This is a genomic window from Granulicella aggregans (genome assembly GCF_014203275.1).
In the GTDB taxonomy this organism is placed as follows: Bacteria; Acidobacteriota; Terriglobia; order Terriglobales; family Acidobacteriaceae; genus Edaphobacter.
This window is the reverse complement of record NZ_JACHIP010000007.1, coordinates 225231-252026: the sequence shown is the minus strand read 5'-3', so window position 1 is coordinate 252026 and position 26796 is coordinate 225231. Positions and strand designations below refer to the sequence as shown.

18 protein-coding genes and 1 pseudogene are annotated in these 26796 nt (G+C 54.4%); 8 read left to right on the top strand and 11 right to left on the bottom strand.

Annotation, left to right across the window (positions count from 1 at the left end):
- Positions 1-408 precede the first annotated feature (408 nt).
- Positions 409-972 (bottom strand): recombinase family protein, encoded by a 564-nt coding sequence (locus tag HDF16_RS31335; protein ID WP_348641396.1) that lies wholly within the window; start codon positions 970-972, stop codon positions 409-411.
- Positions 973-1258: 286 nt separating this feature from the next.
- Between HDF16_RS31335 and HDF16_RS22445 the strand changes: the two genes are divergently transcribed.
- On the top strand, positions 1259-3061 hold the full coding sequence (locus tag HDF16_RS22445) for an HAD-IIIC family phosphatase (RefSeq protein WP_184221823.1): 1803 nt from the start codon (positions 1259-1261) through the stop codon (positions 3059-3061).
- The gene (locus HDF16_RS22440) at positions 3054-3302 is read left to right on the top strand and encodes an acyl carrier protein (RefSeq protein ID WP_184221821.1); all 249 of its coding nucleotides are present in this window, start codon (positions 3054-3056) and stop codon (positions 3300-3302) included. Before HDF16_RS22445 ends, HDF16_RS22440 begins: the two co-directional genes overlap by 8 nt.
- A gap of 24 nt (positions 3303-3326) precedes the next feature.
- Here the strand turns inward: HDF16_RS22440 and HDF16_RS22435 are convergent, their stop codons facing one another.
- The 3 genes and pseudogenes from HDF16_RS22435 to HDF16_RS22425 all read right to left on the bottom strand — a co-directional run bounded on the left by HDF16_RS22435 (position 3327) and on the right by HDF16_RS22425 (position 7668).
- On the bottom strand, positions 3327-4313 hold the full coding sequence (locus tag HDF16_RS22435; RefSeq protein WP_184221819.1) for a hypothetical protein: 987 nt from the start codon (positions 4311-4313) through the stop codon (positions 3327-3329).
- A 12-nt stretch (positions 4314-4325) separates the two neighbouring features.
- Complete coding sequence (locus HDF16_RS22430; protein WP_184221817.1) at positions 4326-5468, bottom strand: MBOAT family protein; 1143 nt, start codon at positions 5466-5468, stop codon at positions 4326-4328.
- A gap of 1065 nt (positions 5469-6533) precedes the next feature.
- Positions 6534-7668: pseudogene (locus HDF16_RS22425) on the bottom strand (IS3 family transposase).
- A 421-nt stretch (positions 7669-8089) separates the two neighbouring features.
- On the opposite strand from HDF16_RS22425, the gene HDF16_RS22420 reads away from it, so the two are divergent.
- The 4 genes from HDF16_RS22420 (at position 8090) to HDF16_RS31950 (ending at position 13090) form a co-directional block, all read left to right on the top strand.
- Entirely contained in the window at positions 8090-9568 is a 1479-nt protein-coding gene (locus tag HDF16_RS22420; protein WP_184221815.1) for a sugar transferase, read from the top strand.
- 487 nt (positions 9569-10055) lie between these two features.
- The gene (locus tag HDF16_RS22415) at positions 10056-11465 is read left to right on the top strand and encodes a UDP-glucose dehydrogenase family protein (RefSeq protein ID WP_184221813.1); all 1410 of its coding nucleotides are present in this window, start codon (positions 10056-10058) and stop codon (positions 11463-11465) included.
- 98 nt (positions 11466-11563) lie between these two features.
- A complete protein-coding gene (locus tag HDF16_RS22410; RefSeq protein ID WP_184221811.1) occupies positions 11564-12523 on the top strand; it encodes a UDP-glucuronic acid decarboxylase family protein in 960 nt (319 codons plus the stop codon).
- Between the two features lie 192 nt (positions 12524-12715).
- On the top strand, positions 12716-13090 hold the full coding sequence (locus tag HDF16_RS31950; protein WP_432432262.1) for a transposase: 375 nt from the start codon (positions 12716-12718) through the stop codon (positions 13088-13090).
- An 80-nt stretch (positions 13091-13170) separates the two neighbouring features.
- Here the strand turns inward: HDF16_RS31950 and istB are convergent, their stop codons facing one another.
- The 4 genes from istB to HDF16_RS22385 all read right to left on the bottom strand — a co-directional run bounded on the left by istB (position 13171) and on the right by HDF16_RS22385 (position 18229).
- Positions 13171-13926 carry an IS21-like element helper ATPase IstB gene (gene istB / locus HDF16_RS22400; RefSeq protein WP_184221807.1) on the bottom strand — a complete coding sequence of 252 codons (756 nt, stop codon included), beginning with the start codon at positions 13924-13926 and terminating at the stop codon, positions 13171-13173.
- On the bottom strand, positions 13923-15437 hold the full coding sequence (gene istA / locus HDF16_RS22395) for an IS21 family transposase (RefSeq protein WP_184221864.1): 1515 nt from the start codon (positions 15435-15437) through the stop codon (positions 13923-13925). Before istA ends, istB begins: the two co-directional genes overlap by 4 nt.
- Before the next feature lie 179 nt (positions 15438-15616).
- Positions 15617-16699 carry an acyltransferase family protein gene (locus tag HDF16_RS22390; protein ID WP_184221805.1) on the bottom strand — a complete coding sequence of 361 codons (1083 nt, stop codon included), beginning with the start codon at positions 16697-16699 and terminating at the stop codon, positions 15617-15619.
- A gap of 168 nt (positions 16700-16867) precedes the next feature.
- The gene (locus HDF16_RS22385) at positions 16868-18229 is read right to left on the bottom strand and encodes an O-antigen ligase family protein (protein WP_184221803.1); all 1362 of its coding nucleotides are present in this window, start codon (positions 18227-18229) and stop codon (positions 16868-16870) included.
- A gap of 437 nt (positions 18230-18666) precedes the next feature.
- On the opposite strand from HDF16_RS22385, the gene HDF16_RS31640 reads away from it, so the two are divergent.
- On the top strand, positions 18667-20733 hold the full coding sequence (locus HDF16_RS31640) for an SGNH hydrolase domain-containing protein (protein ID WP_184221801.1): 2067 nt from the start codon (positions 18667-18669) through the stop codon (positions 20731-20733).
- Between the two features lie 5 nt (positions 20734-20738).
- Here the strand turns inward: HDF16_RS31640 and HDF16_RS22375 are convergent, their stop codons facing one another.
- From HDF16_RS22375 to HDF16_RS22365, 3 genes are all read right to left on the bottom strand, one after another.
- Positions 20739-22019: a lipopolysaccharide biosynthesis protein gene (locus HDF16_RS22375; protein WP_184221799.1), complete on the bottom strand. Its 1281-nt coding sequence runs from the start codon at positions 22017-22019 to the stop codon at positions 20739-20741.
- Between the two features lie 41 nt (positions 22020-22060).
- Positions 22061-23068 carry a glycosyltransferase family 2 protein gene (locus HDF16_RS22370; protein ID WP_184221797.1) on the bottom strand — a complete coding sequence of 336 codons (1008 nt, stop codon included), beginning with the start codon at positions 23066-23068 and terminating at the stop codon, positions 22061-22063.
- A gap of 341 nt (positions 23069-23409) precedes the next feature.
- Complete coding sequence (locus HDF16_RS22365) at positions 23410-24552, bottom strand: glycosyltransferase family 4 protein (protein ID WP_184221795.1); 1143 nt, start codon at positions 24550-24552, stop codon at positions 23410-23412.
- 452 nt (positions 24553-25004) lie between these two features.
- Between HDF16_RS22365 and HDF16_RS22360 the strand changes: the two genes are divergently transcribed.
- On the top strand, positions 25005-26588 hold the full coding sequence (locus HDF16_RS22360; RefSeq protein WP_184221793.1) for a hypothetical protein: 1584 nt from the start codon (positions 25005-25007) through the stop codon (positions 26586-26588).
- The last annotated feature ends 208 nt before the right edge of the window (positions 26589-26796 follow it).

The window sequence follows — 26796 nt, the reverse complement described above, 5'->3', positions numbered from 1 at the left end:
CAGCCTAAGACACACTCAATAAGTGTCCGCTAAAAATAAGCGGACACCTGTTGCGTCACTCCGCTCGCGTCAAGAGGGACACGACGGACGCTTACTATGTTCTGGCAGACGGTTGAAGTGGACCTGATCGGGTGTCTTTCCTTTCAGGCTGGAGTGGGGTCTGATCTGGTTGTGACGGCTAGCCAAAGGAAGAGCCCCGCTAAGGACGTTAAAAAAAACGGCTATGTAACCTCACCTCGTAGAGGTCAGCAGCACAGTTAGCGATACTCTCTATGAATGCTTGATGTGTCTATCCGTCAGATTCCAAAAGGAAACGAGCGGTTGACTCTGATGACCCACCGCTCGACATTCGTTCTAAATCTACGCAGTCGGTCTGGCAGAGGCAGAACGGGAACCGCCCTGGCGCTGCTAATTCCCTACCAAGTTCTCTGCCTTGACCGGAGCGTATTGATAGAGGGTTTCCCGTGAGATCTTGAACTCTCGTGCCAGCCCAGCCCGCGTCTCTCCATTTGCGACCCGCAGACGTATCTCATTCGCCTGATCGGGCTTCAAAGAGGGTCGTCTTCCTCTGTAGACACCGGCCTTCTTCGCGATTGCAATGCCCTCACGCTGACGTTCCTTGAGGAGTGACCGCTCAAACTCTGCAAACGCTCCCATAACGGATAGCAGCAACCGGCTCATTGCCGAGTCTTCTCCCGTGAACAGCATCCCTTCTTTTACAAACTGCACTTGGACACCGCGCCCAGTTAATTCAGTAACGATCCTCCGAAGATCATCGAGATTTCGGGCTAAGCGATCCATTGAGTGAACAACAAGTACATCACCATCCCTCAGACACTCTAAAGCTGCCTGGAGCTGCGGACGATGAGCATCTTTGCCACTTGCTCGATCTGTGAACATTTTGTCGAGTTGATCTCCGTCTAGCTGCCGACCGATGTTCTGGTCGACTGAACTGACTCGGACGTATCCGATACGCCTCCCCCTCGTCTAGCCGCTGCAACCACCGAACACCTCCTAGTTTCAGGTTAGACTCTAAGACCTTCACGCGGAGATATCAACCATATCCTGAAGAGGGTCTATTCTGACACTATTTCCGTCAGGCACTGATGTCATTCTGAGGTATACCCGTAGTGGACACCGGCCGAATGCCACATTTGCCTTCAACAAGGGTGGTCAAACCCAATAGCTCGATTCCATGTTGTAAGCCTGCCGGAGTTTTTACTAGACTTCATGTCACGGGTTGGACGATCATGGGCACATGCCCCCAGAAGTAGCCTCTATTGAAACTGCTTCGGTCGACCGTCTTATACTTAAGCGCCGTCGGTTCGTCAGGGAACTCCGCGCCAACGCGCCCGTCAGGGAGCTTCGTATCGCCGTCCTGGGCGGAACCACCACGAACGAAGTCGTCGATTTTCTTGAAATACATCTTCTCGTAAACGGATTCAATCCGATCTTCTATCAATCGGAGTTTGGGCGCTTTTACGAAGACGCAGTCTATGATACGGCTCGCCTGGCAGCGTTCCGTCCAGAACTGGTCTACGTCCACACCTGCTATCGCAATATCACGTCCTTTCCGCCACTTCCCTCAACCGAAGAGGATCACCGGCGAGAAGTGGATAAAGAACTGGAACGCTTTCGCCAGATTTGGCAAGCTCTTAACGATCAGATCGGCTGTCAGATCATTCAAAACAACTTTGAACTGCCTCCGATCTCTCTCATGGGCAATATGGATGCTGTAGTAAGCGGGGGGCGCACTCGTTTCTTGCTAGACCTCAACGCCGCCTTTGCTGCGGAAGCACGTCAGAATCCGCGCCTCCTGATCCAGGATATTCAGACGATCGCCAGCCGAGTTGGCCTCCCGCGCTGGTTCGATTGGGATCGCTGGTTCAGTTACAAGATCCTCTATACCCCTGAGGGTAACCTCGCCATCGCGCGATCTCTCAACGCCATGATCAAGTCCATGTATGGGATGGCAAAAAAAGTCCTGGTCCTTGACCTCGATAACACGCTTTGGGGTGGCGTCATCGGGGACGATGGAGTCGACAAGATCCAGATTGGCCGCGAAACTCCCTTGGCGGAGGCCTACACTGCCTTCCAGCAATATTGTCTCGACCAAAGAAAGCGCGGCGTTCTGCTGGCCGTCTGTTCCAAGAACAATGACGAAACAGCGCGAGGCGGTTTCTCCCATCCGGATTCGGTCCTGAAACTGGAGCATTTCTCTGCGTTCAAGGCGAACTGGGAACCCAAACATGAAAATCTGCTGCACATTGCCAGAGACCTAAACCTCGGTGTGGACAGCTTCGTCTTCGTAGACGACAACCCGGCAGAGCGCCACATCGTGGCTGCGCAGATTCCAGGAGTCGCCGTCCCCGATGTCGGAAGCGACGTCTCCCGTTTCATCCCCATCATCGACGCCGGGCGCTACTTCGAACCCATCTCACTCTCGAAGGAAGATTTCGAGCGGGCCGCCATGTATGCAAACCGGGCCGAACTGACAGCTCTCGAGAGCAAGTTCGAAGACTACGGCGCATACCTCGACTCCATGGAGATGGAGGCGGAGATTGACTCCTTTCACAATGTCTACCTTGAACGGATCTCACAGCTCACGAACAAGACCAACCAATACAATCTGACAACACGGCGATGCACACTTGCGGAGATGGAGTCCTTCCAGTCTGACCCCGCCTACGTCACCCTCTACGGACGCCTGAAAGATAAGTTCGGCGACAATGGACTAGTCACGGTCATCCTCGGCCGCAAGAAGGATGACGAGCTTCATCTTGATCTCTGGCTGATGAGTTGCCGGGTCCTAAAGCGCGACATGGAGCTGGCGATGCTGGATACCCTCGTTCGAAGGGCCAGGGCCATCGGAACCTCTCGATTGGTGGGCTATTACATACCCACGAAGAAGAACGGCATGGTAGCCGATCACTACGAGTCGCTTGGGTTTAAGCCTCTCAGCGAGGCTACCCCTGAAGGTGCCACCACCTGGGTGCTTGAACTAGGCCAGTACACTCCGCGCAACACTCACATAGCAGTGATTGGAAGAGGCCATGACTAACGAACAGATACTGCAGGAACTCCAGCCAATCTTTCAGGATATTCTTGACCAGCCCGACCTCGTTCTCACTCCCGAGTCGAACGGCCAAAATGTCGAAGACTGGGATTCCCTGGCGCACGTCAACATCGTCACCGCAGTTCAGAAGCATTTCAAAGTAAAATTTGCCCTGGGTGAGCTGCAGGAGCTGAAAAACGTCGGAGACATGGTCGAGCTGATTCGTCGGAAACTCGGCGCATCGTGACCCAGCATATGTCAAACAAAATGTCTAGTAACTAGGACTAGCGGCGAAAAAATCTCTGATGGCGTCTTCAAATATCCCCGTCGAAGTGGGAGTTCCTTTCGGCATCGGATGGACAAAGAAAGGATCTTTCGCAAAATCTTCCGCAGGGAGGACTTTCGAGGCGGCCACCGGTAAGCGGCCGTATGACTCTGACAAGATATCCCCGACGCCTGCGCATCTTGGTATGGGGGCAAAGTAAAGCATTGTTTTTGTTGTAGAAGAACGGTATTTGTCCAGCAAGTTCCGCACAGAAGTAGCATCAGGTCGAATCTTAAAGCTGTTCGGCAGTACGCAGTCGCTGGTAAGAGAGACGCCCAACGGAAAAGGTGTGTGGCCTTGAACCATCGGCCGTAGCTGAAAAGGCCTCCTCGCTATAGAGCTAAAAAGTTTGTTATTTTGCATGTAGAAGGTCATCGGAAAAGTGAAGATGGATTCCGGTTCTTTCCGCCACAACTTCAGGACGTCGCGAAAGGATCCATGACGGATTATTTCTTCCGCGCCGTCGTACCAAAAGTTTGTGTGTGAGTTCAATATGTCAAGGTTCCAAGGCGCTAAGTAAAACACGATTAGCTTTGGAGGCTTATTGTGCGCCAGATAGCTCCGCAACGGAAGGTCTCCTGTAACCGCCAAGCTGCCCTTTGTTCCAGGAAGATTAATCACCTTCATCCCGAGTGTTGAGGACAGTAACTTTGTATCCACTCCATAAAGGGCAGAAGAGTCGCCAAAGATAACCACGTCCGCATCCTCATGGGAAGCAGTGTAGCTATAGTCGAGCATGATTGCGGTGCGCGACGCAGCAAAATTTTGCAAACCGGGAATCGCCTCAAACGCGTAGGGAAGGGCAATACCTAAAATTGGGATGAGCAGAAGAGTTCTCAGATACCTGCGTGCAATGTTCTCTGCTAAGCGAAATGTCCCATGTGGAGCGGTCAGCTCTTCAGTAGCGATAGGCCGTTCGACATTTACAGGCATCGTAATCTCCGATCAGAACTGGAAATAGAGAAATGTACTGGGTACCTGTATTTGTATCAGGCAACCCAACAAGACAACGCCAAGTAGCATGCCCCAGATTAGGTTAGGTTGCCAGAAGATGGCCAGCCTTCCGGGCTTTCCATCCGAGGGCGCAAGTTGTAGCGCCGGCTTATACCGGGCGAGAATCTGCTGCGTATTTGGGAAGGTCCAGACGATGATGAAGCCGATTACGATCATGGCTTTGCTGAAGGAGGCGCTATCGAACATTACCGAAGCGGCCCCAACACTCCGGACCGAAATCATACTTCGGAGTAAGTTCATCGCGTCTGGCACGCTGTTTGCCCTAAAGAAGACCTGCCCCAGGACGACGCACGAGAAGGTAAGCAGAACGCAGAAACCGCGGATCATGTGGCCGGGCAGTCCTGGCAGAGTCTCTATCTTTCTCTGGTGACGGATGTTCTTCCAGGCATGATTCACGCTGAGATAGACGCCGTGCAGCAGCCCAAAGACCAGAAATTGCAATCCTGCGCCGTGCCAGATGCCGGCGATGAACATGGTCACGACGGTTGGCAAGAGAATCATCTGAGTGAAACCTTCTACGGTGGCTTGAGCTTTGCGTGTGACCTTCTTGCCCCGTTGCTGCCGATGCGCGCTGACCCAGAATTGAATCGGGCTGTAAAGATAACTGCCAATGTATTGGGTGAGCGTCATGTGCCAACGCTGCCAAAACTCGACGATGCTTGCGGCTTTATAGGGAGATGCAAAGTTCAAAGGGAAATCGATCGAGAACATGCGCGCGAGACCGAGCGCCATATCACAATAGCCGGAGAAATCGAAATACAACTGCAGCGCGTAGCTGAGTACTCCGATCCATGCGGTAGAGTGAGTGACCATACCGTGGGCGGCAAAGACTGCATCGGCCGTAGGAGAGAGATGATCGGCGAGAATCACCTTCTTGAACATTCCCATGATGAACCAACTGAATCCGATCGCAAGATCATTGATCTGCAATCCGTACTTACGGTTGCGCTGGAACTGCGGCATGATGTCTTTGTGGTGCAGAATGGGGCCGGCGATGAGATGAGGAAAAAAACTGACAAAGAGGAGATAACTGAAAAAATCCTGCTGAACCGCGGCGCCCTGCTGCAGATCCACGAGATAGGCAATCTGGGTGAAGGTGAAGAATGAGATGCCCAGAGGCAGGAGAACAGCATTCCACGCGTGGCCAGTGTGAAATTGAAAGTGAATGAAATTCAACAGGGAGAAGAGGTACTTGTACCAGCACAGAGCGGCGAGATTGAGGGTAATCGCCGTCCATAGCCAAATCGAAGTCCTGATTTTATTCGGAATGGTACGACTTATCAGATTGGAAAAGAGGAAGTTCAAAAGAATAGAAGTCCCCAGGACGATAAGGAACGCCGGGTGCCAGTACGCGTAAAAGGCAAGGGACGCAACTCCGAGCCAGATGACAACTCCATTACGGTGAAGTTTGCTTGCCAGTTGATATCCCAGCAGGACGAGAGGAAGGTACACCAGAAGAAAGGGGTAGGAGTTGAACAACATCGATGTTGTCTCCGGTTGGATCGTTGAGGGTTCTGGTGATTTTACATCACTATAAACCGTGTATCTTCCAGCAGTTGCCCGTCAAGCGAGCGCGGAGAACCCTCCAAGTCGAGGGCATTCCAAGACGCTGTTGTCGAACGACGACACAATGAGTCGTAAAATATGACTTGATACGCGTGAGCTGCTCCCACAAATCTTTCCCATTGCGGAGTTGGAATCCTCTTTAGATTGAGGATTACAACATTTGCTCCACCAACCAAGCCGCCCCCCCCACTCCGGGTTCGACATCCGAATGTAGAACCAGAATGGCGATGTTTTCGTGCAAACCCGTATGAAGTGCGTTAGCAACCTCACCGGATGATGCGATCTCGACATAGCAAGTTCGGTGAGGCAGTGGGCCTTCGATTCATAGACCTTGATCCAACGGCGAGACGGTGATTCTGGGGCAAGCACGCAGACTCCATAGCCTTCGCCGGTCTGGGTGATGAGCAGGCGGCATTCATACCGAAAGTATAGGGTAGAGATATGAACGTGCGAACAGGTTCTGATTCGGCTAAAGCCTATACTGCGTCGGTTGAGCACAGCCACATTATTCCAGAGGTGGCTCGGTTTGTTTGAACAGATTCCTTTGGTTCTAAGGTAGGGGTTCTGTCTTGGTTAGGCTGCCATATGTTCTGGCAGGCGGTTGAAGTGGACCTGATCGGGTGTCTTTCCTTTCAGGCTGGAGTGGGGTCTGATCTGGTTGTAGAACTCGATGTATTTGCCCAGGGAGGTTCTCGCTTCCTGGACCGACTCGTAGGCCCGGAGATAGACCTCTTCATACTTGATCGTTCTCCAGATCCGCTCCACGAAGACATTGTCGCGCCACCAGCTTTTACCGTCCATGCTGATCTGGATCTCGTTCTTTCTTAGCCGCTCTGTGAAGGTCTCGCTGGTGAACTGACTTCCCTGGTCGGTGTTAAAGATCTCCGGCCTGCGATACTTCAACAGCGCCTCTTCGACCGCTTCAAGACAGAACGAAACATCCATCGTGATCGACAACTTCCAGCTCAGGATCTTGCGACTGAACCAGTTGACCACGGCGGCTAGATAGACGAAGCCACGCGCCACCGGGATGTAGCTGATGTCCATCGCCCACGCCTGGTTGGGCCGCGTGACCGCCACATTCCGCAGCAGGTAGGGATAACTCCTATGGCCTGGCGCGGGTTTCGACGTGTTCCTCTTGCGATAGATGGCCTCGATGCCCATCTTCTTCATCAGCGTGCCGATGTGCAAACGGCCCGCGTCGACGCGCTGCTGATGCAGCAGACCGCGCAGCATCCGGCTGCCCGCGAACGGGTAGTTCAGGTGCAGTCCGTCCAGCTTCCGCATCAACAGCGGGTCTCTTTCAGAGACTGACGCGGCTTGCAGTACGCCGTGCCTCGGCTGATCGAAAGCACCTCGGCCTGACCCTTGATGGGCAGCTTGTGCTCGCGGTCGATCATCTTCTTGCGCTCAGAAGTCCGGCCTTCGTGAGCGCCCCTTCTAAAAAATCATTCTCCACAGTCAGCTGCCCGATCTTCGCGTGGAGCGTCTTTACATCGACGGCGGCCTCCGCAGGCTCCGCCTTCGCATCGCCGCCGAAGACGCCGGCCGCGCCCTCCAGCAACTGGCTCTTCCACTGTGTGACCTGGTTGGCATGCACATCGAATTGCTGTGCCAGCTCCAAGAGTGTCTTCTCACCCTTCAACTCGGCTAGGGCCACTTTCGCCTTGAACGCGGCTGTGTGGTTCCGACGGGGACGTCTGCTCATTCCAGCTCCTGTTTCGGGCCATCTTAGGCCAGATCAGACGAGATCCTCCACCCATCCTTGTGTTCAGTTTCCCCGAGCCACCTCTGTCAGGTGTATCACTCTGCACTCCGGCATAGGCGGTTACGTCCGTGCAGTTAGTAATGCGCAGACAAACCGGCAGGTCACCGATCGCTCATCGGTCGATTACCCGCATCATAGATAGCTGTTCGATTCGATCGCATACGTGTTTTACGCGGCGTTGATTTTCCGATATTACAATTGATAGGTCCGGTGTAATATGGTGGTACAGTCCATAAAAAACTGTCCGCTGAAAGCTGTCACCAACAGGTGCGCTAGCGCGGACTCTATATGGAATCGACCTCAGGTCCCTTGTCTCTTTACCGTAGCGTGGATTCCCCAAAGTTGAACTCGTGAGGACAACATGAACCCTCCATTAAACCCGCATGTGGCCGAAGACAATTTCCCCCTCCCGTTATCCAGCGCAATCCCAAAACCAGAAGGTAGACGAGGTTTAAGAATCTCGAACTACGCGACTCCCATCGCTTTCGTGTTTGATTTTTTATCGATTTGCCTGGGTTCGATTGCTGCTCTTCTCCTCTACAAGGCCCTAGGTGGCGCTCATACCGGCAATGAAACGCTCAACTTTCTAGCATTTTCGGTCCAATACGGACTCGCGTTCATCCTGTTTGGCAAGATTCACGCCCTGTACAGCTACAAACACAACTTGCTCAAGGTGAGGGATACCGCTGGGATTCTTCGGGTTTCGGCCTTTTGCTTCCTGCTTTTGTCGGTTGAGTCACTGTTCAGCCAGATAGCTATCCCACGCCTTCTGCTCATCCTGAGTTGTGCTCTCATCACTCTCTTCGTACTCTTTGAAAAGCATGCCGTTCGACGCCTTTTAGCTCGCTGGAAGGCCAAGGAACTCGGCGAGCGTCAGGTCTTGATTCTTGGATCCGGGTCTGAAGCGCGGCGGCTGTTTTCATTCCTCCTGAACTCTCCGGATCTGCGGTTGCAGCCTGTAGGCTTCTTTGAGGATCAAGAGTCAGAAGGTAGTCGAGTTGTCTATAGCCATGACTATCGGTTCAAAGACCATGCGACGGTCTACACCGGGCAATTGAGCCTCGAGTTTCTTCGGAATCTGAAGATTTCAGAGATCTTCATGGCCGACTCTTCGCTGTCCCCACAAAAGCTCGCTGAAATATCGCATCTGGCTGCTCAGCACTCAGCACCACTTTCGTTTGTTGCTCCTGTCCAGGTGCCCGGTATCGGAACCCCGGTCAGCTTTCGAGTGATGGATGGTTTGTTCGTCACCTCGTATTCAGGCCCTCATGAATCCAGCTTTGGCTATGTCGTGGCAAAGCGCATACTTGATATCGGCGTCTGTCTGTGCATGTTCCTGGTAAGTTTTCCGTTCTGGATTGTGGCAGCTCTGTGGGTGAAACTCAGTTCGCCTGGTCCAATCTTTTTTGAACAGGAACGGATTGGTTATAAGGGCAAGCCCTTCAAGATGCTGAAGTTCCGTAGCATGTATATTGATGCTCCGAAGTATGGCCGTTCACCCGAAGACTCGCGCGATCCCCGCATCACGTCGGCAGGGCGCTTCCTTAGAAAGACCAGTCTCGACGAGCTTCCCCAATTGATCAATGTCCTCTTAGGACAGATGTCTCTAGTGGGGCCGCGGCCAGAGATGCCATACATTGTCTCTGACTACACTCTGCATCAAAAACAGCGGCTGGCGGTTCCCCAAGGCCTGACGGGTATGTGGCAGCTTAGCGCAGACAGAAAGTATGCCATCCACGAGAGCATAGAATACGATCTCTACTACATCGAGAACCGCGGAATGTTTCTCGACTTGGCGATTTTGTTACACACCGCCGCCTTTGCAATGAAGGGCATTTAGTCTGGCCAGTATGACACGCGCCGATCGTCTGCAGCCCCTCGCGGGAGCCTGAAAATCAGAACTTAGCTTCGGTCGTTCGTAACTTGGGCGGGGGACGTCAAATTCGACTGGCCGTCGAAGCTACTTGTGAGCGGTCGCACAAATTCAATCGCCTTGTCCGAAATGTTTCTTGAAACACCAGCAAAAAGTAACGCAAGCAGAAAGCCAGTCCATCCACCCAGGATAAAGATTCCATAAGCTGCCATAACCAAACTCCTTGATCTTCAAATTACGATCTACCACGTATAATCGGTCGTATCCACAACTTGCAAAATACCCTTTTCGGGTGATTCGCCGGTAACGTCGGTTCGCGACAGGCGCGCCTTCGGTTCACTTTGGCTCGAATGCATTGAGTTCCGTCAATACGCTGCAAAGTCGGGTCAAGGAGTCGTAAAACCCTCACGATCAAGCGATCGCGTTCAACCAAGCTTCGGGAGAAAAGAAGACCATGCCTCAATCATCCTCATCAATTCAAATCGCAGTTATAGGTTCAGGTTACGTAGGACTGGTGGCGGCTGTCTGCTTTGCAGAGATGGGACATGGGGTGATCTGTGTCGATAACGACGAGCGTAAGGTAAAGGCACTTCAGTCTGGCGATACGCTCATTCACGAGACTTATCTCCCGGAGTTGCTAAGCCGTTATTGCAACAAGGAGATTCGTTTCACGACGGATCTTGCTGAGGCCACGCGGGAGTCGCAGGCGATCTTCATCGCAGTGGGCACGCCCCAGAGTGAAACTGGCGATGCGGACTTATCTTATGTGGAGGCGGTTGCGTGCGAGATCGCAAGATCGCTCACGAAGTACACCGTGATCGTGGAGAAGAGCACCGTTCCCGTATACACAAATGAGTGGATCAGCCGTGCCCTGGTGAGGAATGGGGTTCCGCGTGATCTGTTCGATGTCGTTTCCAATCCGGAATTCCTGCGTGAAGGAACCGCTGTAGCTGACTTTCTGCATCCCGACCGCATCGTCGTCGGCTCGGACAGTCCGCGTGCGTCGGAAGTGCTCGCTGGAATCTATTCTCCCCTTACGGGAGGTTCTTACTACCAGCGGCCAGACGCGATCGGCGGAATGTGTAGCGCAGCCCTGCCGCCTCCGCTGTTGTTCACGTCGACAAAGAGTGCTGAGATCATCAAGCACGCATCAAACGCCTTTTTGGCCCTGAAAATCTCTTTTATCAATGCTGTTTCGAACTTGTGCGAGGCGACAGACGCCAATGTCGAGCAGGTTGCCAATGGAATGGGTCTGGACAGCAGAATCGGCCCGAAGTTTTTGCGCCCGGGTATTGGATACGGTGGATCGTGCTTTCCTAAGGACGTCGCCGCGTTCAGGTCAGTCGCCGACCAGATGGGTGTCGACTTCAGTTTGCTCACGGAAGTTGAGAAGATCAACGCGCAACAGAAGACGCGTTTTGTTCGCAAGGTTCGTACCGCGCTTTGGACCTTGCGCGGCAAGAAGCTCGGCGTCCTGGGGCTTGCGTTCAAAGGCGAAACAGACGACATCCGCGAATCGCCAGCGGTCGAACTGATTGAAATGTTCATCGCAGAAGGTTGCTCGATCATTGCGTATGACCCCGCAGCTACGTCTCGCACGCAGGAGATTCTTCCCGCTGGACCCAAGCTGGAATATGCGGACGACGCTTACTCAACGGCCAAGGACGTGGACGCTCTGTTGATCCTTACGGACTGGATGGAATTTGCGAAACTCGATCTTCAACGTCTCAACAGCACGATGCGGTATCCGATCGTAGTCGACGGACGCAACCTGTTTGATCCTGGAAAGATGGCGGCTGCCGGATTTACGTACATTAGTATTGGTCGGCCTGCGGCTCACCCTACTCGGGAGTTGGGTGCTTAGGCCTTCAAACGTATTGATGGCATGCCGGTTATACGCCGCACGCCCCGCCACTCTTGACCGCTGTAATCGTCGAAGCACACGATCTTGAAAGGACTTGAATGCCAAAGAGCATTATCGTAACCGGAGCCGCAGGATTCCTCGGATCCCACCTCTGTGACTATCTGCTTGGGGAAGGGGCCACGGTCATCGGAGTCGACAACCTGTGCACCGGTAATCGCAGAAATCTCGATCACCTCAAGAATGAGCCTCGCTTCAATTTTGTCGAGCAGGACATCTGCACTCCGTTTGATCTCGGCGCAGTCGACTACGTCTTCAACTTTGCCTCGCCGGCGAGCCCGGTTGACTATAGCCGCCTCGGAGTCGAAACGCTCCAGGTAGGATCTGCCGGAACTCTGAACACACTGGAGATAGCGCGCAAGTACGGTGCCGGCTACCTGCATGCCTCCACCTCCGAGTGTTATGGAGACCCCGAGGTCCATCCCCAGGTGGAGACCTATTGGGGAAACGTCAATCCAGTCGGGCCGCGTTCCGTGTACGACGAGGCGAAGCGCTTCTCGGAAGCTGCCGTGATGGCCTATCACAAGTACCATAAAGTCAATACTCATCTGGTCCGGATCTTCAATACCTACGGGCCGCGACTTCAATCCAACGATGGGCGCGTCATATCCAACTTCATGATGCAGGCTCTTCGCGGTGAGCCTTTGACTGTTTATGGGAAGGGCTCGCAGACTCGCAGCTTTTGTTTCGTCTCTGACCTTATCGAGGGAATTGTAAGGCTCTCGCGGTCGAATGAAGCGCTGCCCGTCAACATTGGCAACCCTGTCGAATGGACGATCCTCGAATGCGCTCACGAGGTTCTCTCGGTCACAGGCTCCAAGGCGAAGATTGATTTTCGTGAACTTCCTACAGATGACCCCACCCGGCGCCGACCGGATATCTCCAAAGCCAAGAGACTGCTCGATTGGGAGCCCAAGGTCTCGCTGCGTGAGGGGCTGGAAAAGTCACTGAGCTTTTTTCAGGATTATGTCGCGAGTGAAAAATCCCAGGCAGCTAACTAGGAGAGGTAACTGATCCGAAGGATTTCTCGAGCTACGGCGCAGTGTTTTCGGATGCAGCCTCTTCCTAGGAAGAGGCTGTTTATTTTGCCCAGCGGGGAGCTTGGCGCAAGCGGCCCCTTTTCGAGCCTTGCACTCAGAGTTCCGCTTGCTACCTCTCATAACCGGTAAGCGTCCTGTGTTGGCCGGGTGTACATGGCGTGGTTTCGCCTTGATGATGTTTGGATGGCTGAGGTTGATCTGAGTGTTGGGGTAGCGGCTGGACCTCGTCGGCGTCGTAGCGCAGCGGAGCGTCGTCGCGTGGTAGAGGAGACGCTGGAGGCTGGAGCTCCGGTAGCGAAGGTGGCCTTAAAGTATGGGGTCAACGCGAACCAGGTCTTTCAGTGGCGACGCTTGTATCGCGACGGCAAGTTGGGGGCGGCTTCGAGCGCTATGAAGTTGCTACCGGTGAGCGTAGTTGAGGAAACTCGGGCACTCCACTGGTACTTCTTGCCTCGTCCCATATGCTCTCCTTTGACTTTGGCAACTTGGCTTGGCCCACTTCGGCGGTTTGTTTTGGCCCACCCTTAGGACGTTGATGTTGAGGGAGTTGGGTTCTGCTGGAGCGTAGCCCGGAGGGCGTAGCGGAAGCAGAACCTAACTCCCAGGGCTTACTCTTTGGCCTTCTTCCGCAGGGTTCGACGGAAGCGGTACGACTCCGAGCCGGTCTCGATGATGTGTGCCTGATCGGGGAGCCGATCAAGCACTGCCTTACAGAGCCGGGCGTTGGTGAAGACCTGGGGCCACTCGGAGAAGGGCAGGTTGGTGGTCACGATGATGGCCGCTTTCTCAGCTCTCTCGGCGATCACCTGGAAGAGCAGTTCAGCGGCGACTTCGGCGAGCGGGACATAGCCGACCTCATCGATGACGATGAGTTCTACGCGTGACCAGCGTGCCAGCATCCGGCTCAGACTCTGTTCCCGTTGCGCTTCGACGAGCTGGTTGACCAGGGCGGCGGCAGTGGTAAAGCGCACTCGCTTGCGTTGACGGCAGGCAGCGATCGCCAGGCCGGTGGCAAGATGACTCTTGCCTGTGCCGGGATCACCAACCAGCAGGACTGGCTCGGCACGTTCGAGATAACCGCCTTCGGCCAGGGCGCGGATGCGGGCGGCGGGGATGTGCGGCGACTGAGCGAAGTCGAACTCTTCCAGCGTCTTGATCCTGGGCAGATGCGCTTCCTTCATCCTCAACTCGATACTGCGTCGCTCTCGGTCTTCCATCTCCGACTGGAGCAGAGCTTCGAGATAGTGCAGATGGGAGTGCTTGTGCTGGGCGGCTTCTTCGGCAAGCGATGCGAACTGCGCACCGACAGATGGCAGTCGCAGCGCCTTACAGTTCTGAGAGATACTTGCGATCTGGAGGCTCATGCCTGCACCGCCTGTAACAGCCGGTCGTACTCGATCATGGTCGGCAGAGGGCGTTCATACGCGGACAGGGCACCGATCTCGATCGGCTCACCGACGGTGTGCTGCAACTGATCGGACATGAGCAGATGGCGAATCGCGACGACGTCCCCGCAGCCCAGATCGAGCGCCTGCTCGACGGCAGCCGTCAGGCTCTCGTAGCCGAACTCGCGGCCCATGCGGATGAGTGTCACCATGGCGCGGGTGCCGGGCTGGCGTCCCTGCCGTTCAATCATCTGTTGCCAGATCCGGTCGTAACTCTCGGGCCATCGACCCTGAGCCCGCCACTGCGCCAGCGGCGTCGATCCGCGCAACGCGCCGGGCTTCCGGTCCAGCACGTCGAGGTAGTGTTCCAGATCGAAGATCTTCTGCAATCGGCTGTAGCAGCGTTCATGGCTGGCGATACGGCTGCCATGGTGCCGGAACTCGACCGTGCAGGAGTAGATGCGGGCTTCGACGATCGAGCCCGGCTTCAACGGCACGGAGTAGGAGTTGGTCCGCACCTTCGCGCATCCTGTCTGATCGACGCGCGGGAAGCTGACCTCGGCCAGATCGAAGGACTCGGTGGCTAGCGGCAGAAGATGCTCCTTCTCTGTCAGCATCCGGGTGCCAACACACTCGGTATGGCCTGACATGATCCGGCCCTCATCGGCGCGGCAATCCTCCAACAGCTTCCGGTTCAACGCCTGAAGGTCGGCAGCCACCGGCACAGGAACCCAGTGGTTGCGGCGGAAGTAACCGACTTCGCCCTCCACGCCGCCCTTCTCATGGCCTTCACCTGGGGTGCAGAACTCGGCCTGGTACTGCCAGTGCGAACGGAACGCGATGAACCGTGCCGTCAACTCTCGCTGCTGGCCGCGCAGTATCTTCTTCACCGCACTCGACAGGTTATCGTAGCGAAGCCGTCGGAAGACGCCTTCGAAGTACTCGAAGGCAAGTTCATGCGCTTCCAGAAAAGCCTGCTGCGTCGCACATGGATACGCCCGATGAAAGGCAGCACCGCTCGCCATCGAGCGCATCTCAAAGACCTGTAGCTTGATCCGTTCCCCGTCCAGATCGGCATACGCTTCATACCAATCGACCTGCGCCTCGACGCCCCAGTCGTAGCTCTGCGGAACGAACACCTCGTGTTCAGCCAGACCCAGAGCCTGCTTGCGCCGCTCTACATACTGCCGAACCGTTCGCTGCGCTGGCGTGCATCCTGGTATCTCGGCACGAATCCGGTCATAGATCCGCCGCGATGTGTGGCGCTGCTTGCGCGGAGCCTTACGGTCCAACTCCAATATCGAGTCGATCAAAGACACCGCCGGCGCCATCTTCACTGCTGGACGTTCCGTCTTCTTCCGCTGAGTGGGAACTGCGTTGCGCACCGCCTCACGCACCATGCGCCGATGCACGCCCAACTTCCGCGCCACACCAATCACCGACCCAACGCCAAACTCATACTCCCGACGAATCTGCTCGTATAACTCCACCTTGGCTCTCCAATCCAACTCGCCCTCCGCCTCTCATATCACTGAGAAACAGGGTAGAGTCCGTGATGCCCGAAAGTGGGCCACCTTAAACCGCCATACTGAGCCAGATCAGAGTGCCAGAATCACTCCTTGTCCCGTGTCTCTCTTATCCACTGGCACAGTTCAAGCCGGGCAGACCACTACGAGTGGGTTCCGACGGTAGATTCCTTTGCTGCGCTGGGCTGAGTATTAAAACTGCGTTTACGCAAGAATTGATTGATAGGCTTGTCCACCAAGAGGTAGAGAGCGACGCCTGCAAGCGTACCTATCGCGATACAAAGCAGAATTGAGAGCGACGCTACTGGAATACGCAGTTTCGACATGATAACCGCTCCCGCCGGAGCAATCATGCCGTGAAACAAGTACGTGACATAAGACGCGTCTGCGAGAACCAGCCACCAGCGAGGGAGCTTCTTAAAGAAGTCTTCAAGGGACAAGCAGCCCCAGGTGATGAACACTGCCGGAAGGATCGACCGTCCCAGTTGGGCGAAATGCGCGGTAATCAGCGGTTGCGAAACAAGAAGACCAAATCCTACCGCTGTCATCATAAGCGCCAACCACAGGGGGAGTTTTGCTCGGCGATGAAGAAATAGACCGCCAAGCACCATGCCGAGGAAAAACTCGAGCACGCGAGGATTGCAGTAGAAGAGAAATGCAGAAGTCGATCCACGTGGCACCGTGAACGATAATGCAGTCAACACCATCATCACGGAGCCGACAAAGACATAAATGTTGGCGCGAAAAAGCAGAGCTAAAGCGAATACCGCGTAGAACATAATCTCGAAGTTAAGCGTCCAGCCAACTCCCAGGATTGGTTCCATCCGTCCCTCTATTCCCATGTAAGGAACAAAGAAGAAGGACTTAAGGATGTGGCTGACTTTGAGATCGTGGTTGAGCACCGCGCCGCCGGCAACAAGGGTCAACGCGATTTTTGTCAGCAGAGCTAACCAGTACATCGGAACAATACGGATGAGTCGGCGCTCGGCGAAAACCCGCCAACCATTCGAGTCACCGATAAGTTTTGCCGAGGAATATACCATGACCAGGCCGCTTATTACGAAGAAGATGTCGACACCAGCTGCACCGGCCACAAACGGCTTTACTGAAGGTATAAGTCTGAGGTTGGTATAGATCGTTGCGTGGTAAAGCATGACCAGGCTCGATGCGACAACGCGCAAGAACTGGAGACTGAACAGTTCTGTCTTCCGGATAGGCTCTGCCACACATTCTCCCGTTCACGATAAGCAAGTCGCATCTGCAGACTGCGGAAACGTCTTAGGTAACCGACTCAAGGCTACGCCTGAGAAGCTGGATCATCCGCCCCCTCTCGTCTGGGACGCAACGATTGTGATGGGAAACCCTTGGGCTCAAGCGACCGCTCGAACCACGCTCTAAGCTGATTGTCCAAGGGCATTTGCTATATTTTGACCGATTGGTTGGGAGAAGGCGTGCCTTTCACGTATCTTAAGCCTGCCTTCCTTCTCAATCATTGCTACACCAAACAGAAAGAGGACCATCGCGATGGACGGCGTCCACATGAGGACGGCGCCGGAGGTACCTTCCACCAGGAATCCCGCCATCAGGTAGATGTGCAAGTCAACATCAAGAAGATTGGCCCTGAGCACTGCGCGCACCAAAAACGCCCAAGCCGCAAGAACCATTAGAAAGAAAATGCTCAGGCCGATGATCCCATAGTTCACCAGCGCTTCAAGAATCTCATTGTGAGACGTCGCTACTGGCCAACCCACTCGGGTTATGACGATAGAAGAGAAGGGGGTCGGCCAAAACCCATAGAGGCCATATCCCAGCCACGGTCTCATTTTTGCGGCGAGGATGACAGCATCCCACACCGCGGTCCGGCCACTCGCTGTTCTGTCCCGTCCCATCAGCGCAAGAACCGCATCGAGATTGATCCAGACGAAGGCCGCGACGATAATCGTCAAAAAAAGCAATGCAAGGAGAAGTGCGATGCGAATAGAGGGCTTTAACTTGCTGAGGATCCGCAGCAAAAAAAAGAGACCTATCAGAACGATGCAAGAAATCCATGTTTCGCGGCTTTGCGACTTTATCGTACATACGCCTGAGAGGAACAAGAGTGTCCACCGACATATGCGATCCATGGAACTTTTGGGCTTCACTGCGAGAACTACGGCGAACGAGATCAGGCAAGCGATTCCAAGCAGATTTTTCTGTTGGAACATGCCCTGCCAGGCACCACTTGTGGCGTAATTCGTCTCAGCGCCGCTGTCTACCCCAACGCTGGGCGCTCCGAGAACCAGCAACACGCTCAGCACCATCATGAGTGTGTAGGAGTAGAGAAGGATAAGTGTTAGTGTCGCCGTATCAAAACGATCGAGGATGTAGTTGAAATAGAGAAAAGAGCACAGCATAACGCCCAGTATGGGCAAATTGACCTTGAGCGGCTGAAGACTCCAGGCTGAACTGAGGAAAACCCATCCGAAGAAGAGTGCTCCCAAGGCGCTCGTTTTAAAGTCCACACGAACACGGCACCGATTGAGGAAAAATGCTCCTCCAGTCAATAAGCAGAAAAGGAAGCAATACATTAGAAAAACGCTCTGCGATGATCCGCCACCACCCTTGGAAGGGATATGACCACAGATTGCGAGAAAACAAACGGGTAGAATGTTCGCCGCTTGCTCAGTCGTCAAGCTCCAACGCAAATTGCTGATACCTCTTGGAACAACTCGCTCCCTGCCTGTAAGAGGTTCAGAGTTGAACTGGGTTGTCTGCATGTCTCATCATGATACAAGCAAATCGGTCGCCGGACCATAAAAATAATCTCCAGTCTCGTTCGAGGGAGATGGGAGTGGCTCCCCAGGTTCAGGAGAATCAGAACCCATTTCTCCGCGAAGCTCTAGCAGGGCATGGTCCGAATCACCTGTCGAGGGCACCTGATCGCCGACCCCAGACCCGTCACAGAAAAGAGAGCAGAGGTGCCGATGGGGTCACTGTAACTGTACGGGAGTGCGATCCGGTGTTGTCGCCGTCTTCTTGGATTCGCGGCTTCTGTCCTCCGCCGAGTTCTACCGGACTGACTACATCACCCAGGCTCGCATGATTTCGAGCGCCGCGCAGTAACGATTCCTTTACAGTTGATGAGAACGCGCGCGGGAGAATGTGGAGCCGTGGTGCCGTGCTAATGTAGTGGAGAAAGTAGCGTCGAGGGCAAGTGAAACCTAAATATCGGGCTGATATAGACGGCCTCCGCTCAATCGCGATTGCCTCGGTGGTTCTTTACCACGCCGGTTTCGCTTGGTTGAAGGGAGGCTATGTCGGTGTAGATGTTTTCTTTGTCATATCCGGCTACCTAATCGGTTCTCACGTCTACCGGGACGTTCAGGCAAATCGCTTTTCCTTTTTGTCTTTCTACAACCGCAGAGCGAAACGCATACTGCCCGCGTTCCTCGCGGTGACAGCTTTAACTCTGATTTGTGGCGCATTATTGCTGGCGCCGAGTGAATTTCGCCGACTCGGGCAACAGGGCATAGCGGCCGTAGCATCCAGCTCGAATATTTATTTCTGGAAAAACACAAACTATTTTCAGCCCGCCTCCGATACGCAGCCGCTCTTGATGACGTGGTCGCTTGGCGTCGAGGAGCAGTTTTACCTGTTCTTTCCGTGGATTATCGTCGGTTTTCAACGCTTTCGGCGAGAACTTCATGTGCCTGCACTTGCGGCGCTGACGCTGGCATTCTTCATCCTGGCACTTGTCGGCATGCACAGGGACATTGGCGCGGCCTTCTACCTTCTTCCCTATCGGGCGTGGGAGCTTGGTGTTGGATGTCTGCTCGGCATCTCCGAGATCAGCATCGGCGAAGACCGATGGGAGCGGCTCATTACTCGTCTGAGCAATAGCATGGCCGCCCTGGGCCTGATCCTGGTCATTGCTCCAATGTTCTTTTATTGGAAGCAGATATCCTTTCCGGGCTGGACCGCGGTTCCCCCCGTGTTGGGTACTGCCCTTTTAATCGCATATCGCAAGAGCCTTCTCAATCAGAGGCTGCTTTCGGCGGCCCCGCTTGTTTGGCTTGGACGTGTTTCGTACTCATGGTACCTGTGGCATTGGCCACTGATGAGTTTCCTTCGAGTCACTGCGCCTCAAGGTTGGACAACTTCGCTCGGATTTGCTGCAGCTACGGTCAGTCTGCTGATCGGTGTCCTCAGTTACTACGCCATCGAAACGCCGTTTCGCAAGAGCCATACCGCGGGAGGCTGGGTCTTAGTACGTTACGGTATAGCATCAGCCGCTGTTGCTGCTCTCTGCGCTGCACCGCTATTCACTCACGGGCTTCCATCGCGATACCCTCATGCAGCTGAAGTCGAAGTCGCCATGCACGAGCGATTACCCGATCCATGCATTGTGAGCTATGGTGAAACCAATTTCAGTAGCCAGGCAGAATGCCTTCCGCCGACTGACGGGCAGCCAACACTCGTTTTGCTGGGAGACAGCCATGGTTCCGCGCTGGCGCCACACCTACGCGATGCAACTGTAGCGCATGGCTGGCATTTTGCTGAACTCACGAAATCAAGCTGTCCACCACTTGAAGGCACCACACGATACATGCACTTGCATCCCGATCACGCACGCGAGTGCATGGAGTTCAACCGTTCGGCGCTTGCCTGGGTGTTGGCTCATACGCAGGTGAAGGCGGTCGTCTTGGCGGGATATTGGTTAGGTCCTTTTGAGGACTCCCCAACCGTCGACGCCTATGTGTCGAACATCCAGAACGTAAGCCGTCCAGGCGAAACAGAGAGCCTAGCCAATTTCCGGGGAGGATTGAACCGCGAGATCGGAATACTGATGCAGTCTGGTAAGGAGGTGCTTCTGGTCCAGGACGTGCCGCACCTCAGCTTCGATCCGGCCCTGATGGAACTTACAAGAGCCATCCCGCTACGGCGTAAGCTCGCCAACTTAGTGACCCCGCATTCCTTGATGCAGCAGGATGCGGTCGCTCGCATCGACGCTGTTTCGCAGACAGAGATCTCGTTTGCTGAAATCGTGCGCTCGGTCGCCAAAGAGAATCGGACCGACGTCCTCGAGACGCCGGAAGCCTTCTGCAACGAGCTATCTTGCTCCTATGGGCGAGATGGATACTCTTTCTATTTCGATCCTCAGCATTTGAGTGCACTAGGATCTCAGGTCGCGCTCAAAGACCTGCCCCCAGGGTTGTTCGATGGTGAACGCAAACCAACTGAGAGCGACCTTCGCTCTCGGGCGTCCGCACCGATTCACTAAACCATCTATGCTACTGCGGCTGGAGTGGGAGACGAAGCAGCTCGAGAGATCTTCCATTGAACGAGCAGAAAGTAAGACAAGACCAGCAGTGCGTCACATCCGACGCTCGTCCAGGCCGCTCCTCTCCATGTGTAGCGTGGCAAAATCCACAGGTTGAGCAGAATGTTAATGAGGGCTATCACGAGCTGTACGACGGTCCGTGAAGCCTGAAAACCAGCTCCCGTTAGGGCATCCGCCAAGAACGAATGGACACATCGAAGAAGCGGGATGACTGCGAGCAGTCGAAGTGCGACCACGATGGTGTCATACCTATGCCCAAGAACGTATGGCAGCAATGGTGCAATAGCAGTCAGGCCGGCCCATATTGCAATTCCGTAAAGGACCGCTTTTTTTATCAGCTTGATGGCGTAGGCCCGCGTCGCTCTGATTCCGCCCTCCGCACCGATGCGAAAGAATTGGGGATATGCGGCTGATATCAGCGAGCGGACCGGCGTCATTGCCGTGTCGATGAAGCGATAGGCAGCACCATAAATACCCGTATCTGCGAGTGACGCAAGGCGTCCCAGCATTGTCTTATCGATGTCGTTGTAGATGTTCTGAGCGGAATTGCTGACGCAGAAGAAAATTCCTTCCTTCACATCGGCGACTGCTGCAGCGGCGTCCCACTTCGGTCTGCCGAAAAACTGCATACCCTTGAACAAAGCGTATGCCAAACCCAAAAGACTGGTGATCACATAGGCGACCAGCCATTCGTTAAACGTCACGGGGTGGCAGAAAGCGGCTAAAAGCAGAATTGCGATAACTCGCAACAGTTGCATGATGAATCCTTGCAACGCCGTGTCCTTCATGGAACCGACAGCCGCAAAACCGAACGAGGCCAGTTCGACGATGCGGCCAAACACCATCTCGCAAATCGCGAATATAAAGATAATGAGAAGAGTAGCGTTTAGGTGGATCACCAAATTTAAGAGGGTGATTCCGATTGAGAGGATAAGCCCGGTGACCGTGGTGATAAGAAGACCATTTCCCCAGCACACCTCCATGCTCCTCTCACCAGACCGAAAGTTCTTGATAAAGAGGTTAGGCGTTCCCAGTCCGGAATACGGAGCGAGGATCGCGGTCAGGGCTGTAATCGAGACGATCGCGCCATAAAAGCTCGGTCCAAGTATTCGCGCGCTGATCAGAAACGATACCGCCTGCAGGGTCACTTTGCCGCCCTGGCCCAATGACAAGTGGAGCGTGTCACGCAATAAATGCTTATTGCCGAATTTCTCTAGGATTTTCAACCTTCACCTTGTCTTAGGAAAGTTTCGAGTTGTTCGGAACGTTACCGTTTGGGCTGCTTAGTAAGGAGATGCTTAAGCAGATATTTCGAAGTTAACTTTGCGATGCTTAGAAGCTCAGAGACATTCAGCTGCCTGGCCAGCTGCCCGGCCATCTGCCAGTATCCACGATCAATACCTCGGTAGAACCAGCAGGACGCCAGTCCCTGCGCGGAGAGGTCCAGGGCCAAACGGCGCATGACCGCGTCCTTTTGCAAGAGGTAATAGCCAGTCTTGAGGCATATCCGCGCACGAAGCCTGTCCCGCTTAATGCCTGAACTGGTGTAGGCGTTGCTGCCGTGGAGCCTTTGTAATGACAGGTGGAGGGGTGAGAAAAAACCAGGGCTTAGACCAACCGCCAGAAATTTAATGTAATTGTCGCTCAGTGTTACATTGGACTCTACTGGCATTGGCAATATGCGCGCCAATAGATTGCGACGAAAGGCAAGGGCTGTTGTGGGGGCTGGAATGTACGGTGCGTAACCAAGTTTGGAAACGGTATTTCGCTCATCCCACCGCCCGTACCTTACTTCTGAAGGAGGCGATAGGGGTACTTCTTCCTGATTGCCATTATCCTGGAAATACGTGATTTGATCGAAGCACCACCCCATCTCCGGGTCGGCAAAAATTTCCGACAAGCGATCGGCTTTATCAGGAGTGATTAGATCATCGCTATCTAAGAACGTGATGATCTCTCCTTTGCTCGCAAGAAATCCAGCATTGAAGGCGGATGCCTGTCCACCCTGAGGCTTCAAGATGGTTTGAATCCGGTCACCATAGTCGGCCAGAATCGCGCGGGAGTCATCCGTCGAGCCATCGTCGACCACGATAATCTCCACGTTTGGATAAGATTGCGCGAGGGCCGAATCAACTGCGGCAGCAAGAAAACGACCATAATTGTGGTTATTAATGAGGATGCTGACCAGCGGACGCCAATCGGACTCTGTCGCTGACGGAGGCGTATGGCTCGCCGGGATAGCCCCGATCCCATCGCTCTCATGCAGATTACTCATGCCAGCTTGTCTCGGCAAGACCGGGGTGCTGCTCATTAACCAGCATCAGATTCCGTACTCCTTTTGCGAAATCAGCTTGATATCGTGCGTAAGATCGCCGCAGATCCGCGCGACCCCACGGGAGGCACCCCGTCACCTACACCAAGCTTTTCGGCTGTTATGCTAAACATTGTCTCATGAGAGCTTCGTTGCATCCACATTCGTGTCCAGAAAAGCCTGGTTAGCCGCTCACGCGGAAGCGCGGAGTAATCGTACACAAAATAGGAGAATATCCGGGCAAAAACCCCCGTCTCTCCATTGCACTCTTATCTCAGGATATTTAAAAAACTGTCACTAAGGACTCACGCCTCGAGAGCGAGAGCTTTTCTGTAGGCGCTGCGCGCTCGATCTTCTGTAAAGCGCTCCATAATTCTCTCCATGGAGCGCTCTGCTAGATCCTGCCTCAAGCTGGCACTATCGACTAACGCCGCAAGCTGCGTGGCAAGGCTCTCTACAGAACCATGAATAAACATGAGTGCAGCGCCACCGCCTGCGACCTCGCTATGTACCGGGAGATCGCTTAGAAGGCAGGGAAGACCGCTAGCCATAGCCTCAAGCGTGACCAGGGGCATGCCCTCCGGACCCATGGAGGGGTTGATAAAAACATCGGCCTGGCGATAGAAAAACCCAACATCTTTGCGCAGACCATGGAACGTGACGGGTAAGTCAGCTGCCATCGTTTTGAACAGGGCGTCATCCGGACCAGCGCCGATCACATCAAGATGGACAGCCGTCTTCGATCGACCTTTCTTGAGGATCATTTGCAGGGCTGTGATGAGCGTACCTAAGCCTTTGAATTGCACCAGGCGGCCCACATACAAGAGCCGCACCGGACCGCTATCATTCGCCCTGGGCATCTGCTTTCGGATGCAGTCTGCGTCAACCCAGTTAGCGATCACTGTGACGTCCTTCAGGGGTACATAACTCTGTTCGAGGAGATCGGATGCAACGGCTTCTGATACAGCAATGATCCCGGAAGCAGACGGCGCGACGATTTGATACAGAAGAAGAGCAAGGTGGCGACGAAGCATTACCGGCCACTTAGCCGCCTCAATCCGAAAAGAGAGGTGCCGAGTTGCAAAAGCGCGATGACCCAGGGCTCTCGCAATCGGGATGAGGATAATTTCGGAGTAGCCGTTCACCAGCAGCGTATTCAGCTCACCCTTGCGGCTGGCGGCGACCAAAGCTCGCACAGCTCGATAAAGTTGTTTGAGCTTTCGAAGGCCGTCGGCTGGCGGGAGCTTTATTAGAGGGACACCCGCGTCTCTCAGCTTCCCCTCTAAGATGTCGTTCGCAATGACAACCTTGATGGTTGCGCTTTCGCGCAAAAGTTTGGCAAGAGACAAAACGTACGTCTCAGTTCCGCCATACTCTGTGGCAAGAGTGAAAATCATCAGATGTACAGGTCGTGACTTTTGCAATTTTTTAGCCGAGATCTCTGTCATACGGTTTTGGCCGAACCACGATCTTGCTTGATTGTCGGGCGAGACTCTATTGTACAAGATCGAATTTTGCCAGGGACAGGAGTAGTCAAAATCCAGTACTAAGCTGTTTATCTCGTTGCTGAATCGGAAGGTGGCCCAAGATCTGCCACTAAACTACCTGAGGTGATTTTCGTGGTGACGTTATCCCCTGGAGGCGAGGGGGAGAACCTGAATTGCGAACAACAGACGGCGTAAAAAGGAATTCGATGGGTGTTATGGGAGACCGAGACCGCAGGCCATGGCGATCGAGGCACTCGACCAGACAGAACACACTGAAGTTGTCGCAAACGGGCCGATTGACCACGCTCGATGACGTTCGAGGAAACAATGGTCCACCCGACGGGAGCGGGACAGAAGGTTGATCAGTGAAGAAGTTGAGTGTGACAGGAGGTCTTTTATGCTAAACTCCGCCAATGCCCGAAGAAGCTTTCGAATATAGCTTTTCAGACAGGTTTCTGCCCATTTTTGGCGTGGCTTTTTATTGCCTGATCTGTGGCTTCTTATTTGGGCTCATCCGCCATGCGAACGGCGGGATCTTCACGTACGCGCTCGACGATGCCTATATCCACCTCGCGCTTTCCGACACTATCGCACACGGCACGTACGGCATCAACCTGGGAGAGATCACCTCTCCATCATCGAGTCTATTGTGGCCGTTCCTGCTAGCACCGTTCGCGGGTCTCTCGTGGTTTACGTACGTTCCGTTAATGCTTAACTTCCTTTTCGGAAGCGCGGCAGCGTGGCTCTTTGGGGCTTTCATTGTCGATTTGCGAAGACGCCAGAACTCTCCCGCGAGCAACCTGTGGAGCGGTCTTTCCATCATTGCCCTCATCTTCATCGGCAATCTTCCCGGTCTCACCTTCATCGCCATGGAGCACACTCTCCAGGTACTGGTAGCCGCTGCATGTGCCTGGGGCATCGTCATCTGCCTCCGTGGTCGACGAATCCCCTGGTGGTGCATCGCTGCCGCCCTCCTCGGTCCTTCGATCCGGTATGAGAATCTTGGCATCACGCTCGCTCTGGCGCTGGCGCTTTGGTCACAGAGACGCCGCGGTGCTGCGGTGTTGCTGTGCGGGATTTCTGTCATGCCGCTTATCGGCTTCTCCGTCTTTCTTCGTCGCCACGGCCTCCCGGCGCTGCCTCTTTCCGTGCTGGTCAAGGGGCACGCGACCGCCGGCCAGCACCAACTTCATTCCGCCGTCGCATTGCATCTCGCGGAGTTGGCAGACAACCTCAAGCACCCAATCGTATGGATCATCATCCTGCTCTTCCTGATCATCGTTGCCGGCTGTTTCGCTGAGGTAAAAACTGAACGTCGCCTCGCCATCTTCGGTGCCGCTGCCGCGGTCGCTCTACACATCCTTATCGGGCGCTTTGGCTGGCTCAATCGCTACGAGGTGTATCTCGTCGTGTTCGCCACCCTCGTAGTTCTTCAGCTTGATTGGAGGCGCCCCCGCCTCGCGCCAGTCTGGTACACCGCTGGTCTTGTGATCTGCAGCATCCTATACGTCCGGGGAACGCTCATTATTGCGCCAGCGGCGCACAGCATTTACACGCAGCAATTCCAGACCAGCCGCCTGACCCACGCGCTTCCCGCCCTCAACGTCGCGGTAAACGACCTTGGTCTCGTCGCCTACCACCACCCGCGTTCGCAATACGTACTCGATCTCGCGGGTCTGGCCTCGGCCGACGCGGCGCTAAAACCGCATACAACCGCGTGGATGAAAGACATCGTTCTCCGTCACCAGGTTGGCCTTGTGGCAATCTATCCAGATTGGTTTCCCGCTGTGCCATCATCCTGGGAAAAGATAGGCGAACTTTGTCGGGGAGGGTTCAATCCCTGCGTTTCCTATTACGCCACCGCAGTTGATAACGCTCAGGTCCGCGACAGTTTTATCAACCTGACGCACGCGTTGCCACCAGGCGTCACCTTCACGCTCGATGGTCGTCCCGCCATATCCCCCGATGGGTCCCATCCACAGGTTCAAACTCCCTAATGGCCTCTATTGCGCGGCTGACGGGATCGCGTACACAGCACAAGCCGTAACGCGAATAGCCTGAGGTGTACGCGTGGAGTGGACCTGACAGCGCTGTCGTTGTGCGAGCTATAGGAGAACCTTGGCTCGCAAAGGCCAAATACTTCGGGGCTGCCGCCAGACATCGATCGACGAAGCGTTTCAAGGAGTAACCAAAGGAAGATGTCTA